This window comes from Muricauda brasiliensis, assembly GCF_003057865.1.
Lineage (GTDB): Bacteria > Bacteroidota > Bacteroidia > Flavobacteriales > Flavobacteriaceae > Flagellimonas > Flagellimonas chongwuensis.
Window position 1 is genome coordinate 102,872 of sequence record NZ_QBTW01000016.1, and the last position, 22,211, is coordinate 125,082.

24 protein-coding genes are annotated in these 22,211 nt (G+C 40.3%); 10 read left to right on the plus strand and 14 right to left on the minus strand.

What is annotated here, in order from left to right; all coding sequences use genetic code 11:
• Positions 1-115: 115 nt before the first annotated feature.
• From DCK90_RS12510 to DCK90_RS12520, 3 genes are all read left to right on the plus strand, one after another.
• A complete protein-coding gene (locus tag DCK90_RS12510) occupies positions 116-517 on the plus strand; it encodes a hypothetical protein (protein ID WP_108246559.1) in 402 nt (133 codons plus the stop codon).
• Positions 518-633: 116 nt separating this feature from the next.
• Positions 634-1,059 (plus strand): Hsp20/alpha crystallin family protein, encoded by a 426-nt coding sequence (locus tag DCK90_RS12515; protein WP_108246560.1) that lies wholly within the window; start codon positions 634-636, stop codon positions 1,057-1,059.
• A gap of 158 nt (positions 1,060-1,217) precedes the next feature.
• Entirely contained in the window at positions 1,218-1,988 is a 771-nt protein-coding gene (locus DCK90_RS12520; RefSeq protein ID WP_108246561.1) for a hypothetical protein, read from the plus strand.
• Between the two features lie 42 nt (positions 1,989-2,030).
• Here DCK90_RS12520 and uvrB read toward each other — a convergent pair whose 3' ends face one another.
• The 3 genes from uvrB to DCK90_RS12535 form a co-directional block, all read right to left on the minus strand.
• Positions 2,031-4,019, minus strand: coding sequence for an excinuclease ABC subunit UvrB (uvrB, locus tag DCK90_RS12525; protein WP_108246562.1), 1,989 nt, complete (start codon positions 4,017-4,019; stop codon positions 2,031-2,033).
• 65 nt (positions 4,020-4,084) lie between these two features.
• The gene (locus tag DCK90_RS12530) at positions 4,085-4,918 is read right to left on the minus strand and encodes an ABC transporter permease (RefSeq protein WP_108246563.1); all 834 of its coding nucleotides are present in this window, start codon (positions 4,916-4,918) and stop codon (positions 4,085-4,087) included.
• Positions 4,919-4,929: 11 nt separating this feature from the next.
• On the minus strand, positions 4,930-5,826 hold the full coding sequence (locus DCK90_RS12535; RefSeq protein ID WP_108246564.1) for an ABC transporter ATP-binding protein: 897 nt from the start codon (positions 5,824-5,826) through the stop codon (positions 4,930-4,932).
• A 77-nt stretch (positions 5,827-5,903) separates the two neighbouring features.
• Between DCK90_RS12535 and DCK90_RS12540 the strand changes: the two genes are divergently transcribed.
• On the plus strand, positions 5,904-6,980 hold the full coding sequence (locus tag DCK90_RS12540; protein WP_108246565.1) for a hypothetical protein: 1,077 nt from the start codon (positions 5,904-5,906) through the stop codon (positions 6,978-6,980).
• Here DCK90_RS12540 and DCK90_RS12545 read toward each other — a convergent pair.
• From DCK90_RS12545 to DCK90_RS12570, 6 genes are read right to left on the minus strand one after another with little or no spacing between them, the layout of a single operon-like run.
• A complete protein-coding gene (locus tag DCK90_RS12545) occupies positions 6,977-8,035 on the minus strand; it encodes a nucleoid-associated protein (protein ID WP_108246566.1) in 1,059 nt (352 codons plus the stop codon). The two genes, DCK90_RS12540 and DCK90_RS12545, sit on opposite strands and share 4 nt — an antisense overlap.
• 46 nt (positions 8,036-8,081) lie before the next feature.
• The gene (locus tag DCK90_RS12550) at positions 8,082-8,588 is read right to left on the minus strand and encodes an IS1096 element passenger TnpR family protein (protein ID WP_108246567.1); all 507 of its coding nucleotides are present in this window, start codon (positions 8,586-8,588) and stop codon (positions 8,082-8,084) included.
• A 43-nt stretch (positions 8,589-8,631) separates the two neighbouring features.
• On the minus strand, positions 8,632-9,645 hold the full coding sequence (locus DCK90_RS12555; protein ID WP_108246568.1) for a COX15/CtaA family protein: 1,014 nt from the start codon (positions 9,643-9,645) through the stop codon (positions 8,632-8,634).
• Positions 9,642-11,072 (minus strand): CCA tRNA nucleotidyltransferase, encoded by a 1,431-nt coding sequence (locus DCK90_RS12560; RefSeq protein WP_108246569.1) that lies wholly within the window; start codon positions 11,070-11,072, stop codon positions 9,642-9,644. Before DCK90_RS12560 ends, DCK90_RS12555 begins: the two co-directional genes overlap by 4 nt.
• Before the next feature lie 2 nt (positions 11,073-11,074).
• Entirely contained in the window at positions 11,075-11,635 is a 561-nt protein-coding gene (locus DCK90_RS12565; RefSeq protein WP_108246570.1) for an L-threonylcarbamoyladenylate synthase, read from the minus strand.
• Positions 11,636-11,639: 4 nt separating this feature from the next.
• Positions 11,640-12,455 carry a glycosyltransferase gene (locus DCK90_RS12570; RefSeq protein WP_108246571.1) on the minus strand — a complete coding sequence of 272 codons (816 nt, stop codon included), beginning with the start codon at positions 12,453-12,455 and terminating at the stop codon, positions 11,640-11,642.
• Between the two features lie 66 nt (positions 12,456-12,521).
• Between DCK90_RS12570 and DCK90_RS12575 the strand changes: the two genes are divergently transcribed.
• The gene (locus DCK90_RS12575) at positions 12,522-13,355 is read left to right on the plus strand and encodes a glycosyltransferase family 2 protein (protein WP_108246572.1); all 834 of its coding nucleotides are present in this window, start codon (positions 12,522-12,524) and stop codon (positions 13,353-13,355) included.
• On the opposite strand, the gene DCK90_RS12580 is transcribed toward DCK90_RS12575, so the two are convergent.
• Together DCK90_RS12580 and glf are read right to left on the minus strand one after the other, a co-directional pair.
• Positions 13,337-14,140: a glycosyltransferase family 2 protein gene (locus DCK90_RS12580; protein ID WP_108246573.1), complete on the minus strand. Its 804-nt coding sequence runs from the start codon at positions 14,138-14,140 to the stop codon at positions 13,337-13,339. The genes DCK90_RS12575 and DCK90_RS12580 overlap by 19 nt on opposite strands.
• A 187-nt stretch (positions 14,141-14,327) precedes the next feature.
• Positions 14,328-15,446: a UDP-galactopyranose mutase gene (gene glf / locus DCK90_RS12585; protein ID WP_108246574.1), complete on the minus strand. Its 1,119-nt coding sequence runs from the start codon at positions 15,444-15,446 to the stop codon at positions 14,328-14,330.
• A gap of 97 nt (positions 15,447-15,543) precedes the next feature.
• Between glf and DCK90_RS12590 the strand changes: the two genes are divergently transcribed.
• Positions 15,544-16,578 (plus strand): beta-1,6-galactofuranosyltransferase, encoded by a 1,035-nt coding sequence (locus DCK90_RS12590; RefSeq protein WP_108246753.1) that lies wholly within the window; start codon positions 15,544-15,546, stop codon positions 16,576-16,578.
• Positions 16,579-16,590: 12 nt separating this feature from the next.
• Here DCK90_RS12590 and DCK90_RS12595 read toward each other — a convergent pair whose 3' ends face one another.
• Entirely contained in the window at positions 16,591-17,406 is an 816-nt protein-coding gene (locus DCK90_RS12595) for a 2,3,4,5-tetrahydropyridine-2,6-dicarboxylate N-succinyltransferase (protein WP_108246575.1), read from the minus strand.
• A gap of 100 nt (positions 17,407-17,506) precedes the next feature.
• On the opposite strand from DCK90_RS12595, the gene ruvX reads away from it, so the two are divergent.
• Genes ruvX through DCK90_RS12610 form a run of 3 tightly spaced genes read left to right on the plus strand, consistent with a single transcriptional unit; the run spans position 17,507 to position 19,013 of the window.
• Positions 17,507-17,917 carry a Holliday junction resolvase RuvX gene (gene ruvX / locus DCK90_RS12600; RefSeq protein WP_108246576.1) on the plus strand — a complete coding sequence of 137 codons (411 nt, stop codon included), beginning with the start codon at positions 17,507-17,509 and terminating at the stop codon, positions 17,915-17,917.
• Between the two features lie 3 nt (positions 17,918-17,920).
• Entirely contained in the window at positions 17,921-18,511 is a 591-nt protein-coding gene (gene def / locus DCK90_RS12605; RefSeq protein ID WP_108246577.1) for a peptide deformylase, read from the plus strand.
• Positions 18,512-18,566: 55 nt separating this feature from the next.
• The gene (locus DCK90_RS12610) at positions 18,567-19,013 is read left to right on the plus strand and encodes a DUF5606 family protein (protein ID WP_108246578.1); all 447 of its coding nucleotides are present in this window, start codon (positions 18,567-18,569) and stop codon (positions 19,011-19,013) included.
• Positions 19,014-19,016: 3 nt separating this feature from the next.
• Here the strand turns inward: DCK90_RS12610 and DCK90_RS12615 are convergent, their stop codons facing one another.
• Together DCK90_RS12615 and DCK90_RS12620 are read right to left on the minus strand one after the other, a co-directional pair.
• Entirely contained in the window at positions 19,017-20,552 is a 1,536-nt protein-coding gene (locus DCK90_RS12615) for a beta-N-acetylhexosaminidase (RefSeq protein WP_199912693.1), read from the minus strand.
• A 55-nt stretch (positions 20,553-20,607) separates the two neighbouring features.
• Positions 20,608-21,252 (minus strand): GDSL-type esterase/lipase family protein, encoded by a 645-nt coding sequence (locus tag DCK90_RS12620; protein ID WP_108246580.1) that lies wholly within the window; start codon positions 21,250-21,252, stop codon positions 20,608-20,610.
• Positions 21,253-21,405: 153 nt separating this feature from the next.
• On the opposite strand from DCK90_RS12620, the gene mazG reads away from it, so the two are divergent.
• Entirely contained in the window at positions 21,406-22,179 is a 774-nt protein-coding gene (gene mazG, locus DCK90_RS12625) for a nucleoside triphosphate pyrophosphohydrolase (protein WP_108246581.1), read from the plus strand.
• Positions 22,180-22,211 lie beyond the last annotated feature (32 nt).

A 22,211-nucleotide genomic window follows, 5' to 3' on the forward strand; every position in this document is an offset into this window, starting at 1 on the left:
AACGGGAATTGTTTGAGTTAGTTAGAAAAAGCCCTGAATTTCAGGGCTTTTTTGTGTACTAAAATGAGCTGTTTTGGAGTTATCTATTTAAGATTGCTAACCAAAACCATAATTTATGGGTAGTTACGAGGAAAAACTGAGCATTCTCTCCGAGATGATCGCCTTTGCCAGGGTAGATCATTCCCTGAAACAATCGGAATATGATTTTTTACTGAAAGTAGCCCATAGTCTGGAGATAGATAAAGATGTTCTCGATGGTCTCCTCAAACAAAAATCTCCCAAAATTCGATTAAAAACCCAAGCAGAACGCATTGTACAGTTCCATAGACTTATGTTGTTGATGAACATAGATCAGGAACAACATAAAAAGGAGATTGATACACTTTATAATATTGGCTTGAAAATGGGTTTGCCTCCATCTGCTATAACTCAAGTGTTGGAGGTGATGCACCGCTACCCAGACAATATTGTTCCGCCCCATGTGCTTATAAATATCTTCAAGGCATACTATAATTAACGTCAAAATGACAGTTAATTTTGTTTGATTCATGTCAAGTAGACATGTTTTTTCTATTGGTATAGGTTTTGTCTTATACATGGTGATTTGAATGTTTAACTAAAAATTGAATCGCCATGAGTATAGTAAAAAGAAATAACCTGTTTTTTCCATCCTTGATGAACGATTTTGTAAGTCCAGATTGGTTCGGTGGAACAGAGAAGTGGAATACTTCCATTCCTGCCGTAAACATAAAGGACAATACCGAAGGATTTGAATTGGAACTTGCCGTTCCTGGTATGAAAAAAGATGATTTCAAAGTTGAAATCGACAATGATGTCCTGACCATTTCCAGTGAAATAAAATCCGAGAATGAAGAAAGCAATGATAATTATACAAGAAAGGAATTCTCATATTCTTCATTTAAAAGAGCCTTTACATTGCCAGAGACAGTAGACGGTTCCAAAATCGACGCTAAGTACGAGGATGGAGTTTTGAAATTGACCTTGCCCAAAAAGCAAGAGGCATTGCCAAAACCAAAAAGATTGATAGAAATTGCATAAGGCATTAGAACACCAACTATAGGTGTTTCATGATGGTTGGATTAGTTGGTTAGTTGAGGCGCGCTCCTGCACATGTGGGAGCGCGTTTTTTATTTCCTTAAAAAAATTAATAAAAAAAATCTTACATTTAAAGTAAGTTTAACCATTAACCATTTTTTATGAAAAATTTTATCAAAACATCAATCGTCAAAATGTTTTATGTGAGCTGTGTTGTGCTTGCATTAAGTTCATGTGCAAAGGAGGAAACCCCTGCTTTTGAAAATCAAAATCTTGAAACTTTAGAGGTGGATAGTTCGGTTATTACGAGTGGGGAAGGTTTAAATAACAAATCTTCATCTTCTACTACAGCTAAGACCACATGTGATATATTAGGGACTACTACCCCACAAGCTGGAAATCAATATTCCTTTACTTATTCCTCAAATATTTCAAATCCTACGGTTACATGGACCGTTGAGAGTGGGGCTATCACACTGATAAGTAGTTCCGGCAATTCTGCTACTTTCCAATTTGCTTCTAACTTTAATGGGGGAAGTATAAAAGCATACGGGACCAATGGCTCCCTTGAATGCTCTGACATACAGTCTTTCAGGCGTGTTCCGAGTATTAGCTGTCCTGATCAATCTTGTTTGGGTATTTCGCATGTAGAAGGATGTATTGATTTCCTTGCCTATTTACATTGCGCTAACAATGTGGTATCGGTTGACTGGGAATATACCATTGGACCCTATAATCATGTATCGTTCGGCAGCACAAATAACCCCAATGGTAATTATACGATACCGCAGGCATTATATCTTCCTACAAATAATTGGAGCAATTATGATCTATGGATTTATGCTTATATAACATTGTCCGATGGCAGTACTTGTACTATATCTAAAAAAACAGTTCTGACGAATTGTGGCCCTGGTGGAGGAAATCAATAATTAAATAAAAAATGGCCCGTAATTATAATTACGGGCCATTTTTTATTCCTTTCCCTGAAGCATTTTTATCTCGTCCCTTAGTTTGGCCGCTTGCATAAAATCGAGCTCTTTGGCCGCTTTTTCCATGGCTTTTCTTTTCTCCCTGATCAGTTTTTCCTTTTGATCTTCTGTAATATATTTTAAATCAGGTTCGGCAGCACGCATCTCCTCCTTTTGAAAATGGTAGGTAGAGACCGAATTTTTGGCCAAAGCGCTGTCCAGATTTTTTTTGAGGGCCATTGGTGTAATGTTGTTCTCCTTATTGTAGGTCATCTGTTTTTCCCTACGATAATTGGTCTCATCAATGGTCTTTTGCATGCTCTCCGTGATTTTGTCGGCATACATAATGGCCTTTCCGTTCAAGTTGCGGGCAGCGCGACCCACGGTCTGGGTCAGGGAACGGTTACTTCGTAAAAAACCTTCCTTGTCAGCATCCAAAATGGCAACTAAAGATACCTCGGGCAAATCCAAGCCTTCACGCAGCAGGTTTACACCTATCAGTACATCAAAAATTCCTTTTCGTAAGTCCTGCATAATTTCCACCCGTTCCAGTGTATCCACATCACTATGGATATAGCGACAACGTACATCTATCCGTGTGAGGTATTTGGTGAGCTCCTCCGCCATTCGTTTGGTCAGGGTGGTGACCAATGTGCGTTCATCCAGTTCTACCCGTTGTTGAATTTCCTCTACCAAATCATCTATTTGGTTTTCACTGGGCCTAACTTCAATTATTGGATCCAATAATCCTGTTGGGCGGATAATCTGTTCCACATAGACCCCTTCGCTGAGTTCCAGCTCATAATCTGCTGGTGTGGCACTCACATAAAGCACTTGATTTTGAAGGGCTTCAAACTCTTCAAACTTTAACGGACGGTTATCCATGGCCGCAGGTAAACGGAATCCGTATTCGACCAAATTCTCTTTTCTCGAACGGTCACCGCCATACATGGCATGCACTTGCGGAATGGTAACATGGCTTTCATCTATGACCATTAAATAATCATCTGGGAAATAATCCAACAAACAGAACGGTCGGGTGCCTGGTTTTCTTCCGTCCAAATACCTTGAGTAATTTTCGATTCCGGAACAATAACCCAGTTCGCGAATCATTTCAAGGTCAAAATTCGTGCGCTCCTCCAAGCGTTTGGCCTCCAGAGGCCGACCGATTTCCTTGAAATAATCTATCTGCTTCACAAGGTCGTCCTGTATCTCCTTTATGGCATTTTGAAGCACATCCGGTGAGGTAACGAACATGTTCGCCGGGTAGATGTTCAAGGTGTCATAAATCTCGATGACATTATTGTTGTACGGGTCCAATGCTTCGATTTCTTCAATTTCATCACCAAAAAAATGGATGCGAAATGCATGGTCCGCATAGCCAGGGAATACATCCACCACATCGCCTTTTACTCTAAAATTACCATTTCTGAAATCCGCGGTAGTCCGAGCATAGAGGCTTTGCACCAGTTGCTTCAAAAATTTGGTTCTTGAGATGACTTGGTCCCTATGGATAGTAATGACGTTTTTCTGAAACTCTATTGGGTTTCCGATACCGTACAAACAGGAGACGGAGGCCACCACAAGTACATCACGCCTTCCTGAAAGCAGAGAGGAGGTGGTACTCAATCGTAATTTCTCTATATCCTCGTTTATGGACAGGTCCTTTTCAATATAAAGTCCGCTTGTGGGGATATAGGCCTCTGGCTGATAGTAATCGTAGTAGGATACAAAATATTCCACCGCATTGTTGGGAAAAAATTGCTTGAACTCCGAATACAATTGCGCGGCCAAGGTCTTATTGTGCGCCAAAACCAAGGTAGGCTTCTGAACCGATTCCACCACATTGGCAACGGTAAATGTTTTTCCCGACCCGGTAACTCCGAGCAAGGTCTGATGTTGGGCTTTGGCTTCAATACCCTCTACCAATTGTCGTATGGCCTCGGGCTGATCGCCCGTTGGCTTAAAGTCGGAAACTACCTGAAATTTCATGAAGTAAAAATACTAAAGGCAGTCGCTAAATAGAAGCAAAGCTCTAATATTCTTGCTTGATGTTGCTACAAATCGCGTTTCTTCAACAAGGCGTAGGAAAAATAGATGAAAATGGCCGTCCAGATAATGACTATGAAGAACTCATACCAATAGACATGGTAATCGAACTTCATATCCTCTCCAATCTGTTGTCCTATATTTTGAACCGCAGATAGTCTTGTAAAGGGTTCTTTGATCAAATTGGACATGGATTCCAACGGAAAGAAGCGTTTTACTGCTTTAGCAGCTTCCCAGCTCATCACTTTCCATCCCAATAAGCCAAATACCACTTGCTCAAATATGGTCCAAAGAATAAGGAAACCAAGGGCAAATGCCGACCGTTTCACCAATATCCCCAAGAACAGGCAGAAGGAGAAGAACCCGACCAACTTGATAAAGAAAGCGGGCAAAAACTCCAAATCGGAGAATATAATGGACATTTCGTTGTAGTCCGAATAGGCCAAACCAAGAATCATAGACACCACAAAAACAAATATGGTGGATATAAGGGCAAAGGATATTACCGTGAGAACCTTGGAAGTAATGAATTCTTTTTTGGACAAGCCGTCTATCAAATTTTGTTTTATGGTCTTGTTGCTGTATTCATTGGACATCATCGAAACGATAACAATGGCCAAAAACAGCTTGAAAAGTGCTGTGACAAAAGTATTGAAATGCCAAATGTAGGGGAAGTTAAATATTCCCTGATCTGCAAGGTGGAACTCTACCGGGCCAATATCAAATTTAATTGCCGCAATAAGGGCGATGGAAGTCAGGAGCACAAAATAGGAGATGATCAGTACCTTGCTGGCCCTATTGTTCCACAGTTTTATAAATTCTATTTGTAGGAGACGTAACATTCGTTTTTTGATTATTGGTTTTTGGTCAGGGTTAAAAATTGTTCCTCAAGGCTTTCTTTTCGCTTTACAAGATGGGAAAGCGTAATCCCTTTTTCGAACAACATTTTGTTCAAACTTTCGGCATCCATTTCCTCTTTTAAATAGGCAGTTAGCGTTCCATTGAAGTTTTCTATTTTGCCGAAACTGGCACTTTTTTCCAATAAGGTTTGCAATTGGTCCAAGTCGGTAGATCTCAATTCAAAAAAGCCATGACTTGCCAGCATACTGTCGACAGGACCGGAGTAAAGGTTTTCTCCTTTTCTTAGAATGATAACATGGGAACATACCTTTTCCACCTCGTCCAATAAGTGAGATGCCAATAAAATCGTGGTGCCTTGGTTTGCTATAGTTTTGATGATTTCCCTGATTTGATGGATTCCCTGAGGGTCCAAGCCATTGGTTGGCTCGTCCAGAATCAGAATTTCCGGGTCGTTAAGTAGGGCAGAGGCGATGGCCATACGTTGTTTCATACCCAACGAATACGTTTTGAACTTGCTGTTACGACGGTCCCAAAGCCCGACCAATTCCAGCTTTTCCTGAATCTTGGTTTCGGGTACATCTTTTATTTTGCATACCAACCTTAAGTTTTGGATGGCGTTCATGTAAGGGTAAAAGTTGGGGCGCTCGATAATGGCCCCCACTTTTTTTAGGGCATCATGGGTGGTTGTGGAACCATCAAACCAGCTAAATTCCCCAGAAGTTCGGTTTACAACGTTCAAAATAATACCCAATGTGGTCGATTTCCCACTTCCATTGGGTCCCAAAATGCCATAAACATTTCCCTTTTCAATTGTGAAGGAGAGGTCGTTGACTGCAGTGAGATAACCAAATTTTTTGGTAAGATGGTTTACGGTAAGTATTGTTTCCAAAAGATGCTATCGTTTTTTGAATGGTTTATACTAACTTGACGAAGAATAGTGCAATTTGTTACAAATAATCGAATATAATGTCGGAAGAAAAGTTGATGTCGAAAAAGAAACCTGCTTACCCCATAAGCAAGGAACTCGATGAATATTTGGAATATTACAACCGAAAAATAGAAATCCCAATCCATTATGATGACCTTCTCAGGTTCTCGGGAAGTGTTGCGGTATATGATGCCAATGACGAGGATACCCTTTGGGTACGGGTGTTTTATCCGGAGTTTGACAGGGATGAGATAGACCTGGCTCTAAAGAGGGTCTACTCGAATTTTGTATCGGATGGTAGCGATAAGATTTTCCAATACCTGAACGTGGATTATGTGGATTACTGTACGTTTGGGAACTCTAAGCCTTTCAGAATTAAGGTGAGGAATATCTTGAACGATAACTACACCTTGTTCTATGTAAAAAAAACGGATGCTTCCCGTGTGTATGGACTGGAGTTGGAGCATATGTTATCCCCGTACAACCTCAATTTTGTTATTTATCAAAATACATTGATAGAGGAGCATATTGTAGGTATTCCCGGTGATGTGTTCTTCAAAAAAAATCTTCCCGAATGCTCAGAATTTGATAAAGCACAGATTGCCAAAGAATTCGTAAAGTTCAATGAGCGTTGTATGATTCGTTTATTGGGCGATATGCGTTCGTACAACTATGTGATTGTGCCCACACACGATTTTGATAGTGTGAACTACAAGATAAGGGCCATCGATTTTGACCAGCAATGTTACGAAGGAAAAATAAAGGTCTACCGTCCCCAATTTTTTAAAGAGAACAAAGTGATGGTGGACTTGGTGCAAAGCAAGTTGACCGTAGACTCGGTTAACCAATACATTGTGGAGGAACGCTCCATTATTGCCAAAAGAATACTCAGTTGGGGACGCAGGCTGAAACGATTGCTCGATGTTTGTGAAGTGGATACTATTGCGCCGCCAGAAAATATAGAAATGCTCAAAACGCAGCTATTGGACCTAACTGGAGATATTAACTTCCGAGACAGCAAAACTATGGGCGAAGTTCTAATACACGCCTTGGATTTTGTGAAACGAAACTACGAAGATGTAAGTATGAAACAGATTATAGATAAAAAGTTCTAGCTTTTCTGTTCTTTGTTGAAATATACCAGGTAGTAGTACATCTGTCTTTCCTCGTCCCAACCTTTTTCCACAAATTTTTCTGCGGATTCCGGGTTGATGAAATCCATTTTTATCTGAATGTTGGTGTCGAGGTTGATGACATTCTTGATTTTCTTACGGGCATCGCTCACAGCTTTGTTCGCAATATCAAAATTGGAAACATCCTCAATGCTATATTTTGGACCTTTCTCAACCTTGTAATGCTTGAATTCCGGTATAAGCTCAGGGTTTTCCATAACCTCGTTCAAGAATGAGGTCTCCTCAAAATTGTCGTTCTTGGCAAAGTGGTTCACCGCCCGGTTCATGAACATAACCTCTTGCTGCTTGTCCTCTGCGGGAAGTACAACATCCTTTGCAAAGTTCTGGCAGAACTTTAGGTAGTTTTTGGTGTAGAAATTATCATCCGTCAACGGCAACACACCTAAAAAGTTTTCGAGCCAATATTTGGCATCATAACGGTTGCTATCTACGGAAAGAACTTTAAAGCCTTCTTCCTTGTTGATGTTGAATACGATACATCCTTTGTCAAGCTTGTTGATGTTGATGCCTTGTCGAATCAAGATTTCCAAGTTGTGCTCATTTTCTTCAAATTGAAGGAAATCGTGCTTCAACTCACTTTTAAAAATACCAACGGCGTCTGTTTTTTGATTGTCGATGACCATATCGGAAAAATGGACCACGTAAACTTCCCCGCTCTTTATATGTGGATGGTTGGATTGCTCAAAAAGGTAGGTGGTGATTTTTTTTGAAAGTCTATGGTTGTCAGATGGATTTTCAAAAATACCAGTTACCGCTGCATGCACCTCATTGAACTCCAAATCTACCTCATGACCAAACTTATAGTAGTTTTCTTCTTTCTCCCTAAACGGTTTAAAAAAGTATTCCTTTAAAAGTCCGGCCATTTCATCGTTCAGTGAAAAAGGTTCTGCGGATAAAAAGGCAGACTCGTTCTTACTTTTATTGCCGACACGATGAAGTGAAATACTTTCAATTTGGGCGTTATATAGGTTTAGCATGCTAAGAGTAAATATTAATGGTTAAAAAACTTGGTCAAGAGATCGGTTAATTCCAGTTTTCGTCGAAGTCCATATCGTCGTAGCTGTCCAAAAGGTCGTCATAGTCTCCTTCTTCCTCTTCATTGGATTCTGCTTCGAATTGTTTTTCCGGCGGGGCATCCGGGAGTTCACCAAAAGTGAACAATAGGTTGGGATATACCCTTCCATCTTCTTTTTCGACGACGTCTGCCAGTTCCACAAAAAAGGTCCACATGCTAAAAAAGTCGTACACGTAAATCATTTTTGGGGTGTTTTCAGAAAGCACATCATCAATAGAGGTCTCGTTCATCAAACGGATATCGGAACCGTTCTCGCTCATATCAAAAAGAGCTATTTCCTCATCTTGGTTCCATTCCTCGTCACAAGTATAAAAAGAGGCCATTTCACTTCCCTCAAAACCAAAAGCTTGGGTAATGGCATTGTGGAAATCCTCCAAGCTACTTTGGTCTTCAATTTCGATATCTCTAAAGATATCTTCCTCAGCATCAAGTATTATCCTGATTTTATAAATCATCCATCAAATTTTAGAGTGGGCACAAAGGTACAATAAATAGACCTTATTTGGAGAACCTGTGCAGGGTAAAAGTCATGGCGGCCAAAAGGAAAAATGCACCAATTTGATGCGCTATTCCCAACCAAAGCGGCACAGCGTAAATCAACGTGAGCACACCCAATAAAAATTGCACAAATACCAAGCCCAATAGGGTTTTTAATCCTTTTTCTTGAAGAGGAGTACGTTGGATTTTACGGGTTCTATACCAAATCAATGCGATAAACGCAACTACGATGTACGCCAAATACCGGTGCACAAACTGTACGCCGCTCTTACCTTCATAAAAGTTTTTGATAACGGGTTGCTGCTCAATATAAACAGTTTCGTGAATCAACTTGCCATCGCTCATCAACGGCCAATGATTGTGAATAAAACCGGCATCCAAACCTGCTACAAAGGCGCCCCAAATAATTTGAAGCAATAGAACCACAAGTCCCGATCGAATCAGGTTTCTGATTTTTGTATTGATTTCTTTCTTGTATGGGTAGATGAGGTCCAGAGCGACCCAAAGGCTGTAAGCAAATGTGATAAACGCAGTGGTCAAGTGCGCGGCCAGTCTAAAGTGACTTACATCTGGGCGGTCCACAAGTCCACTTTTTACCATGTACCAGCCCAAAAAACCTTGGAATCCTCCTAAAAAGAGCAGAACCAAACATTTTTTCACTGTTGGACGGTCCAATTTTCTTTTCAAGAGAAACCAGAGGAACGGCAAAATAAAAACCACTCCTATAAATCGTCCAATGACCCTATGCAGCCATTCCCAGAAATAAATATCCTTGAATTCTTCAATTCCGAAATGGTTGTTGAGTTTTTGGTACTCAGGATATTGTTTGTACAGGTCAAAGGCTTCCTGCCATTCTTGTTCGTTCATGGGAGGGATGGTCCCATGAATCAGTTTATAGTCGGATATGGAAAGCCCCGAATGGGTAAGACGTGTAATTCCGCCTACCAAAACCATCACAAAAATGAGAAAACAACCAGTTAACAACCAATACACTACATATTTGTTCTTATTCATTCGGAATGGACTTTTAGGTTCAATTTTTTGCCTTTTTCCAACATAAAATTGTAGGCAGCCTCGTATTCGTTGGGAATTTCGCCTTCCAAAATCGCTTCTTTAATAGCGTCCTTAATGATGCCGATTTCTTTGGAGGGTTTCAAGTTAAAGGTCTTCATGATCTCTTCACCGGAAACTGGCGGTTGAAAGTTTCGGATATGGTCCCGTTCCTCGACTTCCACTATTTTTTGACGAACAATCTTAAAATTGTTCTTGTATTTTTTCTGTTTTCGCGGATTTTTTGTTGTGATGTCGGCCTCACAAAGCGTCATCAAGTCTTCCACAAAATCCCCTGCATCAAAAACCAATCGTCGTACGGCAGAATCCGTGACGTGGTCTTCTGATAAAATGATGGGCCTTGAACTCATCAATACCATTTTCTGTACAAACTTCATCTTCTCGTTCAATGGAAGACGAAGTCTTTTAAAAAGTTTATAGACCATTTTGGCACCGACGAATTCGTGGGCGTGAAAAGTCCAGCCGATTTTTTTATGGAATTTTTTGGTGGGCGCCTTTCCAATATCGTGCAGTAAAGCCGCCCATCGCAACCATAGGTTGTCTGTGGTTTCGGAAATATTGTCCACGACCTCCAAGGTGTGCCAAAAGTTATCTTTATGGCGTTGACCTTCTATTTCCTCTATGCCTTGCAAGGCGGTGAGTTCGGGCAAAATTATTGGCAGAAGTTCGGTTTTGTGCATCAACGAAAATCCTAGGGATGGTTTGGAACTCATCAATATTTTGTTGAGTTCGTCCACGATTCGCTCTTTGGAAACAATTTTGATGCGGTCCTTGTTCTCGGTAATGGCCTGAAGCGATTGTAGCTCAATGGTAAAATGCAGTTGTGTTGCAAACCGAATGGCACGCATCATCCGTAGCGGGTCGTCGGAATAGGTAATGCCCGGTTCCAAAGGGGTTCGAATGATTTGCCTATCCAAATCCGCTAAACCATCAAACGGGTCTAAAAGTTCTCCAAAATTGGATTGGTTCAATGCCAAAGCCATGGCATTTATGGTGAAATCGCGGCGGTTTTGGTCGTCTTCCAAAGTGCCGTCTTCCACAATGGGCTTTCGGCTGTCCCGATTATAGCTTTCTTTGCGGGCACCCACAAATTCAAGCTCTAAATCCTTGTGCTTGATCATGGCCGTACCGAAATTCTTGAATACCGAAATCTCTGGTTTCCCCTTTAGTTTGGAGGCTACTTTTTTGGCAAGGTCTATTCCACTGCCAATGGCAACGATATCAATATCTTTGGGTGTACCTCTTTTTAAAAAGTAATCACGTACAAAGCCACCGATTACATAAGCGTCTACGCCCAACTCATCTGAAGCTTCGCCAATAAGTTTAAAAATAGGATGTTGTATTGCCTTTGTATGGAATTCCTTCGCCATTGTTATTCCCGAATAACCTTCACCTGTCCGTTGTTGCTCAATTTAATGATGGAGGAGGGGGAAGGGTTTATATTTTCATCGGGCAAATTTACCACATAGTCCACTCCTTTTAAAATTTCTTCATCAATATCCTTGAATTGTTTTGGGGTAGGGTTACCCGAAATATTGGCCGATGTGGAAACAATGGGTTTTCTGAATTTATTGATGAGATACTGGCAAAATTTATCGGAAGCCACGCGGATGGCCAATGTATTGTCTTCTGCGACCAGATTCTCCGCTATCCCAATGGGTTCGTCAAAAACTATAGTCGTTGGTTTGGTTGCGAGGTCCATAATATCGTAAGCCACATCGGGGACCTCTTTTACGTGACGCTCCAACATGGCCTGATTGGCAACTAAACAAATGAGGGCTTTGGTGTCTTCGCGCTTTTTAAGGGCGTACACTTTTTTTACTGCTTCCGGGTTTGTTGCATCGCAACCAATGCCCCAGACCGTGTCGGTCGGGTAGAGGATGAGTCCACCTTCTTGCAGCACTTTAATGCAATTGTTGATTTCTTCGGTCAATGTTCTAGAATTTTAGTTGAAAATGGTCGGTCAAAGCCTGCCATTGTACTCTGTTTTTATCCATCCCGATATTTCCTTTTTTTAACGAGACTTTTTGTGAGCCCCAAATAGGAATCGATTCTTTTCCGCTGTTATAGGCTTGTATGGATTGTGTTCCTTTCAATAGCCCCATGACTTTGAACCAAAGGTCGTCCGCATTGGGTGCCAGTTTTAGAAATAAGTCTCGCTCAAACACTTGCTGGTCCATTGTATCGGGGGGATATAACGTTCCGCCTGCACCGATAGGTAAAATAAGTTTTTTGTTTTTGCATTCTGCTAAATCGGAATTCCATTGTTTGTACGGTAGTAGCTCTCCCGATTCATTGTAGGTTATACACCGTGTTTGGTTTGCAATGATTTTATCTGGGTTCTTTTGATAGGCTTCATAAAGGTTTGATAACCAGTTTTTACGATACATCATATCATCATCGCAAGTCACAATGATTTTGTTTGGATACATTTTTAGAGGCTCTACCAATTTTCTATGCGAACTGAAGTAGTCGGTAAACTCTATACTGAAGATATTTCCAACTAGGTCGTTAAGTTTTTTTGGAACTTTATCCTCTAGGTTCTCATGTAGCCACAGTAAAATTTTTTCGGGCAATATATCTTGATTCAGCAAACTCCTGATAGTTAAATGAACAATGCTTAACCGAGAAGGAATGGATGCCAAGGAAACTATAACTGGCACCTGTTTTTTGTTGGATGTCAGTTTTTCTTTGGATTGCCGTGTTAAATTGGCTTGATGAAAAAGTGAGACAGGAATTTCCTTGACCTTCATTCTAAGAGTTTAGAATCACAAAATTAAGCATATGAGATAACATTTAATATTTCTATTTTTGTCCAGATGAACCCAAACGAAACAGAATTACCTAAAATATCAGTAATCATTAGCACCTATAATGCCGAAGAGTGGCTGAAAAAGGTGTTGTGGGGGTTCAATTGCCAGCTTTTCAAGGATTTTGAGGTGGTTATTGCGGATGATGGTTCTGGTCCCAAGACCAAAGAATTATTGGAGGAAATGTCCAAGAAGGTGTTTTATAGCATTGTCCATGTGTGGCAAAAGGACGATGGCTTCCAGAAATCTAGGATTTTAAATAAAGCGGTCGAAGCCTGTAATGCTGATTACATTATTATGACGGACGGTGATTGTATTCCACGTGAGGATTTTGTAGAGGTGCATTACATTAACAAGGAGCAGGGGTATTTTATTTCGGGCGGGTATTATATGCTTCCGATGAACATTTCCAAAATGATTACTTTGGAGGATATCGAAAAGCAGAAATGTTTCAACATTCATTGGCTTAAGGAAAAAGGTATTCCTAAGACTTTCAAGAACAACAAGCTTACCGCCAGTGGAATAATATCAAAGTTATTGAATACGGTTACTCCGACCAATGCCAGTTGGAACGGGCATAATTCCTCAGGTTGGAAAAAGGATATATTAAACGTAAACGGTTTTGATGAACGCATGCAGTATGGCGGACAGGACCGTGAGTTGGGAGAGCGCTTGTTCAATTTTGGAATTAAATCCAAACAATTGCGCTATAGTGCAGTCTGTGTACACTTAGATCATAAGAGAGGTTATAAAACGCCAGAATCCATTGCTAAAAATCAAGCAATACGTAAAGAGACCAGATCAAAAAAGGTAGTGTGGACGCACTATGGCATCACCAAATAATAGGCAAGCTCGTTTTTCTTTTCCAAACGTTTTAACTCTCTGAACCTCTCCAAAACGCCAAGGGCGTTCAAGTAACAAATGGTCCATCCTTTTTTGCCGTCCAAAATCCCTAAACGGAGGATATAGTGGTTGAAGAATTTCCAAACGGGCTTCACTGTCATCAAGACATAGTTAAAATGCTTTTCCTTGTAGAAATCCTCTTTGGCCTTTAATTGGCCATACTTGAGCATTTTCCCTTTGTAGTCTTCATAGTTTTTATAGCAAAAATGAATCAATTTTTCTTTAAGGATTCCAGATTTGCCATCCACTACCAAAGTTTCATGAACAATTTTTTGATCGGTAAAATGAGCTTTGCTTTTTTGGAAAAGTCTATAATTTTTGTCCGTTTGCCAACCACTGAAATTCAAAGGTTCGTTTTGGAACATAAACTTTCGGTAGAACCAATAGGCCTCATGAGCATCTGGATTATTAATGGTTGCTACGATTTCCTTTTGAAGACTTTCTGTAACCACTTCATCGGCATCCAAGAACAAAACCCAATCGTTGGCTGCTTGTTTAAGCGTAAACGACTTTTGAGCGGTGAAATTTTCAAAAGGGTTTTGAATCACCTTTACTTTTGGATGGTTCAAAAGATATTCGTAAGTGCCGTCGGTACTGTAAGAGTCAACGACCAATATTTCGTCAGCGAAAGAAACGGAATCAATACATTTTTCAATGTAGCCCATTTCATTATAGGTAATCACAAGTGCTGATATTTTTTGCTTTGGGGTGCGCAATTCAGCCATAATTTATTGGTGTAGTGTTTAATATTTTACAAATCTATAACAAAAAAGTAGCGTTAAAATTGTTTAGGCGTTTCTTTTTCTTATAAACAATCGACTCGTCAATTTCCCTACTTCATATTTGTTAAAGCTCTAATTTGAGCTATTTATTTAGTTAGACGGTAATATGGATCTAGAGTTGCGTGTAGGATTAAGATTTTTCGATGAACAACCTCTTTGTCTCACTTAAAGCTGCCCCAATAACCTGATGCATATCGTAATATTTATACTCGGCAAGTCTTCCCCCGAATATTGTGGTTTCTTTTTTGGCCATATCTTTATAGGCTTTAAAAAGAGCAGTATTCTTTGCATCGTTGATGGGATAATACGGCTCTTTTTCTGATGAAGCTTCCAATGGGTATTCCTTTGTGATCACCGTCGTTTTTTGTTTACCAAATTCAAAATGCTTGTGCTCAATGATTCTGGTATATGGGATGTTAGATTCCGTATAGTTTACAACTGCATTGCCTTGATAGTTTTGCATATCCACTACTTCATGTTTAAAATCCAAGCTTCGGTATTCTAATTTACCATGGCAATAATCAAAGTATTCATCAATTTTTCCGGTGAAAACTATTTGTTTCGCCAAACCGGTCAAGGCTTCTTTTTCTTTGAAGAAGTCAATATTTGTTCTGCATTCTATACCTTTTAACAATCCCTCGGTAAGTTTGTTGTAGCCCCCAATGGGTATGCCTTGGTAGGCATCGTTAAAATAGTTGTTATCGTACGTAAACCGCAATGGCAACCTTTTTATAATAAAGGCAGGTAGTTCGCTGGTCTTTCGTCCCCATTGTTTTTCGGTATACCCTTTGATTAATTTTGTGTAAATATCATCTCCGACCAGTTTAAGAGCTTGTTCTTCGAGATTGGATGGTTGAATATCTTGATATTTTCTGGTCTGTTGGGCAAGAACTGCTTTCGCTTCTTCCGGGGTTTTTGTTCCCCAAAGTTGGTAAAATGTATTCATATTGAAGGGAAGGTTGTAAAGTTTGCCTTCAAAATTGGCCAAAGGTGAGTTGGTGTATCGGTTGAAGGGAACAAAGCTATTTACATAATCCCAGATGGTTTTGTCATTGGTGTGAAAAATGTGTGCGCCATATTTGTGCACATTAATTCCATTAACGTCTTCGCAATAGGTATTGCCACCAAGATGGTCCCGTTTGTCAATTACCAAACATTTTTTATTGCGCCTAGTTGCTTCATAGGCAAAAACCGCTCCATAAAGGCCAGCACCAACAATAAGATAATCATATTCCGCGGCGGGATTCATTCGGTTAGTTTTTGAAGATTTTTAAAAAAGGGGAGTTGCAATTTATGGATTAGGTAATTGAAAAATGATATTTTTAGAAAAAATTAAAATTTTGAAAATGCAAAACACTAACCAGTTCTACATTTCCAGAAATTATAAATTTTCCAAGAATGCGGCCTCCAAACCCAAAATGGATTGTGAAAATGTCTTGTCCCAACTAGGTTTTGAAAATTTAGGGTTTAAGCAGAGCAATCATCCCAGTTCGGCCATTGGGGCCATCATTAGTTTTTTGGGGATAACCAAAGGTTTGATTTTATTGCCCTTTTCATCAACATTGTGCATGCAATATCCCCTGAGCAAGTTTTTTAGCTATAAAGTTCAAGTGGCCAAGCTCAAAAGATGTAAAATTGTTTTGATTGTCCATGATGTAAAAACCTTGATGGGCAAAAACAAAAATGTGGAAAAAGAAATGAAATGCTTCAACAAAGCTGATGTTCTTGTGTTGCACAATGAGGTGATGATTGAATGGTTTGCAGAAAATGGATATAAGGGAAAAATGGTGCCGTTATATTTATTCGATTATTTGCTCGCTCAAAATCAGGAATTGCCCAAATCTCCTAAAGAAGCTGGGAGGGAGGTTGTTTTTGCTGGAGGATTGGGAATGGAAAAAAGCGCCTTCCTGTACAAGGTTGACGAGTTGGAACAAAAGGATTTTACCCTAAAGCTCTACGGAAATGGCTATCAAAAGGAAAAAGTGGATGAAAAATCCATTTTGGACTATCAAGGGGTTTTTGCCCCTGATGAGGTGTTGGATAAAATGAAAGGGAATTTTGGATTGGTGTGGAACGGAAATGCCATTAAGGAGTGTGATGGAGCATTTGGTAAATATATTCAGTACAATAATCCGCATAAAACATCTTTGTACTTATTGGCTGGTTTGCCTGTAATTGTTTGGGACAAAGCTGCAGTAGCCAAAATAATTGAGGAGGAACAGGTGGGCTTTGCGATTGGATCTTTGGATGAACTATCCGAAAAGCTGGATAATATTGATGAGGAGACCTATTCCAAAATGGTCTCCAATGTGGATAGGATAAGGCATAAAATCACGAACGGCCACTTTTTACAAGCGGCCGTCAGTAATGTATTAAATTAATTGAACAAGGGATTACACAGCAACATTGTGCTCACGCAAGGCATTGTTCAAAGAAGTTTTCTTGTCCGTGCTTTCTTTTCGCTTTCCAATGATCAAGGCACAAGGCACTTGATAATCACCTGCTGGGAATTTTTTGGTATAGCTTCCGGGAATGACAACTGACCTAGCAGGTACGCGTCCTTTCAATTCAACAGCTTCATCACCTGTCACATCAATAATTTTGGTAGAGGCGGTCAACACCACATTGGCACCTAACACGGCTTCTTTTTCCACTCGAACACCTTCCACAACAATACATCTAGAGCCGATAAAGGCGTTATCCTCTATAATTACTGGAGCCGCTTGCAAAGGTTCCAGAACACCACCAATACCAACACCACCACTTAAGTGGACGTTTTTACCGATTTGTGCACAACTTCCCACCGTGGCCCAAGTATCCACCATGGTTCCTTCATCAACGTAGGCACCGATGTTTACATAACTCGGCATTAAAATAGTGCCCTGAGAAATATAAGCTCCATGTCTTGCCACCGCATGGGGGACCACACGAACACCTTTTTCTTTGTATCCTTTTTTCAAAGGAATTTTATCATGATATTCAAAAATGCCAGCTTCGAGCACTTCCATTTTTTGGATAGGGAAGTAAAGTACTACCCCTTTTTTTACCCATTCATTTATCTGCCAACCATCTTCCGTAGGTTCTGCACAACGCAGTTCTCCCGAATCAATAAGCTTTACAACTTCGCGTATGGCGTCTTGAGTTTTTTCATCCTGCAACAACTCCCTATTGTCCCACGCTTTTTCAATTAGCGTTCTTAATTCTGTCATTTTTCTTAAAGTTTATACAAAGATAAGCCCCATGGCAGAATTATGGTTGCCATTTTTAAGCGCATAACATTTTTAAGGTTATTTTTGCCAAAAAATTATTTTGGCTAGAATTTTGGCTTTGGATTTTGGAAAGGTGCGGACCGGAATAGCGATTACCGATGAACTTAAGCTGATCGCTTCTGGATTGACCACTATTGAAACCAAGGACTTGTTATCCTTTTTGGACGAGTACACCCATAAAGAATCCGTTGAACTTTTTGTTGTGGGGCTGCCCAAGCAAATGGACAACACCGCTTCCGAGTCCGAGGAACTTATCCAGTTTTTTTTAAAAAAGCTAAAGGCCAAGTTTCCTTCCATTCCTGTGGAGCGACAAGATGAGCGGTTCACATCCAAAATGGCATTTCAATCCATGTTGGACAGCGGAATGAAAAAAAAGAAGAGAAGGGATAAGGCCCTAGTCGATGAAATAAGTGCCACGCTCATATTGCAGGCCTACTTAAACAGATTTTGATTTATGATTTTACCCATAGTAGCCTACGGAGACCCCGTTTTGCGAAAAAAGGCAAAGGATATCACATCCGAATATCCAAAACTTGACGAGTTGATAACAAATATGTGGGAGACCATGTACAATGCCCATGGTGTTGGCCTGGCTGCTCCACAGGTGGGGCTTCCCATACGTATGTTTATGGTGGATACAACACCTTTTTCTGATGATGAAGAATTGACCGAAGCCGAGCAGAAACAACTCGATGGATTCAAAAAAGTATTCATCAATGCAAAGATTCAAGAAGAAAACGGCAAGGAGTGGGACTTTAACGAAGGTTGTTTGAGTATTCCTGATGTCCGTGAAGATGTAAAGCGTAAGCCAGAAATCACCATTACATATTTAGATGAGGGTTTCAAAGAACATACGGAAACCTTTGATGGCCTTTTGGCCCGAGTTATCCAACATGAATACGACCATATTGAAGGTATTTTGTTTACCGATAAGCTTTCAACCTTAAAGAAACGACTTTTAAAAAGCCGATTGGAAAAGATTTCCAAAGGGAAAATAACCGTGGACTACCGAATGAGGTTTCCCAATATCAAAAAAGGACGTTAAAAAAATCGCAGTTTGCGATAAAAACATATTTTTGCGCCCATAAATTATTATTTGAATGGCATTAGACAAGATTTTATCCATTGGAGGTAAACCAGGACTTTACAAATTATTGACCCAAACGCGAGGAGGCTTTGTCGGCGAATCCCTTTTGGATGGCAAACGCGTAACCGTTGGTTTAAGAAGCAATGTAAGCGTGTTGTCCGAAATAGCCATTTACACTTTGGAAGAGGAAGTTCCTTTAAAGGAAGTGTTTCAAAAAATAAAGGAAAAGGAAGACGGTAAAAAAACCTCGATTAGCCACAAAGCCGAAAAAATCGAATTGGAAGAGTATTTCTTCGAAATACTTCCCAACTATGATGAAGATCGTGTTTACGCAAGTGACATTAAAAAAATCATACAGTGGTACAACATCCTTCTCGACAACAACATCACTGATTTTGTTGAAGAAGAAAAGGATGCCGAGGAACCTACTGTATCTGCTTCCGAAGAAGAGGAAGAATAAACACTATTCTTTTTTCCAGTCCACCAATTTTGATGGATAGTAATTGATCTGCATGGATTCCAGATAAGGAACCTGTGCAGCTAATCGATTTTTATAATCGTCCCAATCAAGGTGCTCGCTTGGAGACCATCCCAATTCTGCATATCCAATCAATCTAGGGAAGGCCAAATATTCCAATTCGGTTCCATTGCTGATGGTTTCGGACCAAAGAGGGGCTTCAATTCCCAGAATGTTTTTGTGGGAAAGTCCCTCAACATAGGTTTCAGGGTCCCAATTATACCCTACATCAACAGGGATGTACCCAGCCCATTTCAGGCCATATTCCGAAATGGAATCGTATTTCATGTCCAAATAGGTTTTTTTGGCTGGTGAAATAATGATTTTGGAACCATTTTCACTTGCTTTCAAGGCATTTTCAGCACTGTTCCATAGTTGAACAACCGAATTGGGATCAATGTCCGCTTGGGCAATTTCATCCCAACCGATCATTCTCTTGTTATGCTTTTGCACCAACTTCCCTACTTTTTCTACGAAAAGGATGTAATCGTTCTTCTTGGTTACGTGGCTTTCATCGCCACCAATATGGAAGTACGGACCGGGCGTTATGGATGCAATCTCGCCAATTACATCATCCAAAAAACTGTAAACCGTATCCTTTTTTGCATCAAAGGAACTGTAACCTACTTTCATATCGGTACGTACACGTGGGGTTTCAGCCCCGGCATAGTGCAAAAACGGGTAGCTCAATGATGCCGAATTGGTATGTCCGGGCATGTCAATTTCGGGTACAATAGTTATGTGCCTGTCCGCTGCATAGGCTACTATATCTTTGTATTCCTCTTGGGTGTAAAATCCACCTTGGCCACCACCAACTTCACTGGCACCTCCGACTTCGGTAAGTTTAGGCCAAGATTTGATTTCAATGCGCCAACCTTGATCATCGGATAGGTGAAGGTGCAATGTGTTGAACTTGTAGTATGCCAGGGCATCAATGTATTTTTTGACTTCATCCACGGTAAAAAAGTGACGGGCCACGTCCAGCATGGAGCTGCGGTATGCAAATTTGGGAGCATCTATGATTTTTCCTGAAGGAATAACCCACATGGGGCGGTCCGTCAAGGTATCATTGCTTTTTTCTGGAATCAATTGGTGAAGCGTCTGAATACCTCTAAAAGCACCTGCTGCTGTTTTGGCATTCAATAAAATGGAATCTTTTTTAATATAGAGTTGATAGGATTCTGGAGATTCCAAATCCACGCTATCAGATTGGTTAATGTAGATCAATCGCTCCAACTTATCTTCGGAAGCTGTGTTCACCGCAATATCAAGTCCCGTTTTGGATTTAATGTTGCTGGACAAAAAATCTCCTATTTTTTCAAACTCAGGATCTGTAGTCGAAGTATAAATGGCCGTTCCGGCATCCAATCCAAAAGCACTCCCGGTCGGAATGGTTTTAATGGGTTTCGGAATCAACGGAACACTAGCTAGGTCGGTTTTCGGAAAATTGATTTCCTCTTTTTTGGTTTGGCAAGCTGCCATGCAGATAACTGCAACGAACAGCAAAATTGATTTGTAAATCACGTTTGTTTAGTTTTTAGTCCATGTAGTCTTTAATCACATCGTACCAGATGTCGTAGCCTTTATCGTTCATGTGCAGGCCGTCTTCAATAAAAATATCTTGTTTTACTTTTTTGTTGTCCAGCATGGGATACCAAACATCCACAAAATCTATCTTTTCGTTCTCCGAGGCCAGTTTGTCAAGTTTACGATTTAACCTGCGGTATCTGCCCCTATATTTCCACCGGGAAATACTCGGTTTTGCCGAAATCAGAACAATCTCCATATTGGGGTTTCTCTGTTGTAGGTCGGCCAAGATCTGTTCGGCTCTTTCAATGATTTTTCTTGGTCTTTTCTTGGCAAAAATATCGTTGTCGCCCTCATAAATAAAAACCTTTACAGGCCTGTAGTTCAATATCAACTCATCCAAATAAAGCTCAAGGTCGGAAAATTGAGAGCCTCCAAATCCAGTGTTGAGTACTTGGTGTTCCGGGAAGCGCTCTTGAACATCTTCCCACAAACGAATACTCGAACTTCCTGTAAAAACAATCGTAGGTTTGGATGGGTCCCAAAGGGAATCATTCTTCTTTTGAATTGATTTGACTTCGTCTTTGAAAGGATTATCGGTTTGCGCAATGACCATCAAAGGAACCACGAGCAACACCACAAAAAGATGTTTCATTCTACTATTTTAGCCTTAAAATGACGTTGAAGATAGTGATATTTTTCCGTAAACCGGCTTTGTTGAAAAATACCAAAATACTTTTCATAAGTAAATTTTGACATTGGATTTTCAACCAATGGGACTTCGTATTTTTGGACAAAATCAAAAGCCATGAACACAAGACCGGAACAGTTGGCCGCTTTTGACCGCCTTTTGACCATTATGGACGAATTGCGCGAACAATGTCCGTGGGACAAAAAGCAGACGATGCAAACCCTTCGTCACTTAACCATAGAGGAAACCTACGAATTGGGTGATGCTATACTGGACAACGATTTGGAAGAAGTAAAAAAGGAACTGGGCGATATTTTACTGCACATTGTTTTTTACGCTAAAATCGGTTCCGAAACACAGGATTTTGATATTGCCGATGTGGCCAATGGTATTTGCGAAAAGCTCATTAACAGACACCCACATATTTATGGAGATGTTAAGGTGGAGAATGAAGAGCAGGTAAAACAGAATTGGGAAAACATCAAATTAAAAGAGGGCAAAAAAAGCGTGTTGGAAGGTGTTCCGAAGGGGCTTCCATCTTTGGTTAAGGCCAACCGAATTCAAGATAAAGTCTCCGGTGTGGGTTTTGATTGGGAGCATCCCGAGCAGGTTTTTGAAAAATTGAAAGAGGAGCTGGGCGAGCTTCAAGAAGAGATAGAAGCAAATAATACCGATCAAATGGAATCTGAATTCGGCGATGTGCTTTTTTCTATGGTCAATTATGCCCGGTTCCTAAAAATCAACCCAGAGAATGCACTGGAGCGCACCAATAAAAAGTTCATCAAGCGATTTCAATATTTGGAAAGAAAAGCAAAAGATGCAGGTAAATCCATGAGTGATATGACCTTGGCCGAGATGGACGTTTTCTGGGAAGAGGCGAAGCAGTTGTAATATTTAGCCAATCCATAACAGTTACATCCACT

Excerpts from the sequence above, each read along its gene's own strand:
- DCK90_RS12510 (WP_108246559.1), top strand. The coding sequence starts at position 116 with ATGGGTAGTTACGAGGAAAAACTGAGCATTCTCTCCGAGATGATCGCC.
- DCK90_RS12515 (WP_108246560.1), top strand. The coding sequence starts at position 634 with ATGAGTATAGTAAAAAGAAATAACCTGTTTTTTCCATCCTTGATGAAC.
- DCK90_RS12520 (WP_108246561.1), top strand. The coding sequence starts at position 1,218 with ATGAAAAATTTTATCAAAACATCAATCGTCAAAATGTTTTATGTGAGC.
- uvrB (WP_108246562.1), bottom strand. The coding sequence starts at position 4,019 with ATGAAATTTCAGGTAGTTTCCGACTTTAAGCCAACGGGCGATCAGCCC.
- DCK90_RS12530 (WP_108246563.1), bottom strand. The coding sequence starts at position 4,918 with ATGTTACGTCTCCTACAAATAGAATTTATAAAACTGTGGAACAATAGG.
- DCK90_RS12540 (WP_108246565.1), top strand. The coding sequence starts at position 5,904 with ATGTCGGAAGAAAAGTTGATGTCGAAAAAGAAACCTGCTTACCCCATA.
- DCK90_RS12545 (WP_108246566.1), bottom strand. The coding sequence starts at position 8,035 with ATGCTAAACCTATATAACGCCCAAATTGAAAGTATTTCACTTCATCGT.
- DCK90_RS12550 (WP_108246567.1), bottom strand. The coding sequence starts at position 8,588 with ATGATTTATAAAATCAGGATAATACTTGATGCTGAGGAAGATATCTTT.
- DCK90_RS12555 (WP_108246568.1), bottom strand. The coding sequence starts at position 9,645 with ATGAATAAGAACAAATATGTAGTGTATTGGTTGTTAACTGGTTGTTTT.
- DCK90_RS12560 (WP_108246569.1), bottom strand. The coding sequence starts at position 11,072 with ATGGCGAAGGAATTCCATACAAAGGCAATACAACATCCTATTTTTAAA.
- DCK90_RS12570 (WP_108246571.1), bottom strand. The coding sequence starts at position 12,455 with ATGAAGGTCAAGGAAATTCCTGTCTCACTTTTTCATCAAGCCAATTTA.
- DCK90_RS12575 (WP_108246572.1), top strand. The coding sequence starts at position 12,522 with ATGAACCCAAACGAAACAGAATTACCTAAAATATCAGTAATCATTAGC.
- DCK90_RS12580 (WP_108246573.1), bottom strand. The coding sequence starts at position 14,140 with ATGGCTGAATTGCGCACCCCAAAGCAAAAAATATCAGCACTTGTGATT.
- glf (WP_108246574.1), bottom strand. The coding sequence starts at position 15,446 with ATGAATCCCGCCGCGGAATATGATTATCTTATTGTTGGTGCTGGCCTT.
- DCK90_RS12590 (WP_108246753.1), top strand. The coding sequence starts at position 15,544 with ATGCAAAACACTAACCAGTTCTACATTTCCAGAAATTATAAATTTTCC.
- DCK90_RS12595 (WP_108246575.1), bottom strand. The coding sequence starts at position 17,406 with ATGACAGAATTAAGAACGCTAATTGAAAAAGCGTGGGACAATAGGGAG.
- def (WP_108246577.1), top strand. The coding sequence starts at position 17,921 with ATGATTTTACCCATAGTAGCCTACGGAGACCCCGTTTTGCGAAAAAAG.
- DCK90_RS12610 (WP_108246578.1), top strand. The coding sequence starts at position 18,567 with ATGGCATTAGACAAGATTTTATCCATTGGAGGTAAACCAGGACTTTAC.
- DCK90_RS12615 (WP_199912693.1), bottom strand. The coding sequence starts at position 20,552 with ATGGCAGCTTGCCAAACCAAAAAAGAGGAAATCAATTTTCCGAAAACC.
- DCK90_RS12620 (WP_108246580.1), bottom strand. The coding sequence starts at position 21,252 with ATGAAACATCTTTTTGTGGTGTTGCTCGTGGTTCCTTTGATGGTCATT.
- mazG (WP_108246581.1), top strand. The coding sequence starts at position 21,406 with ATGAACACAAGACCGGAACAGTTGGCCGCTTTTGACCGCCTTTTGACC.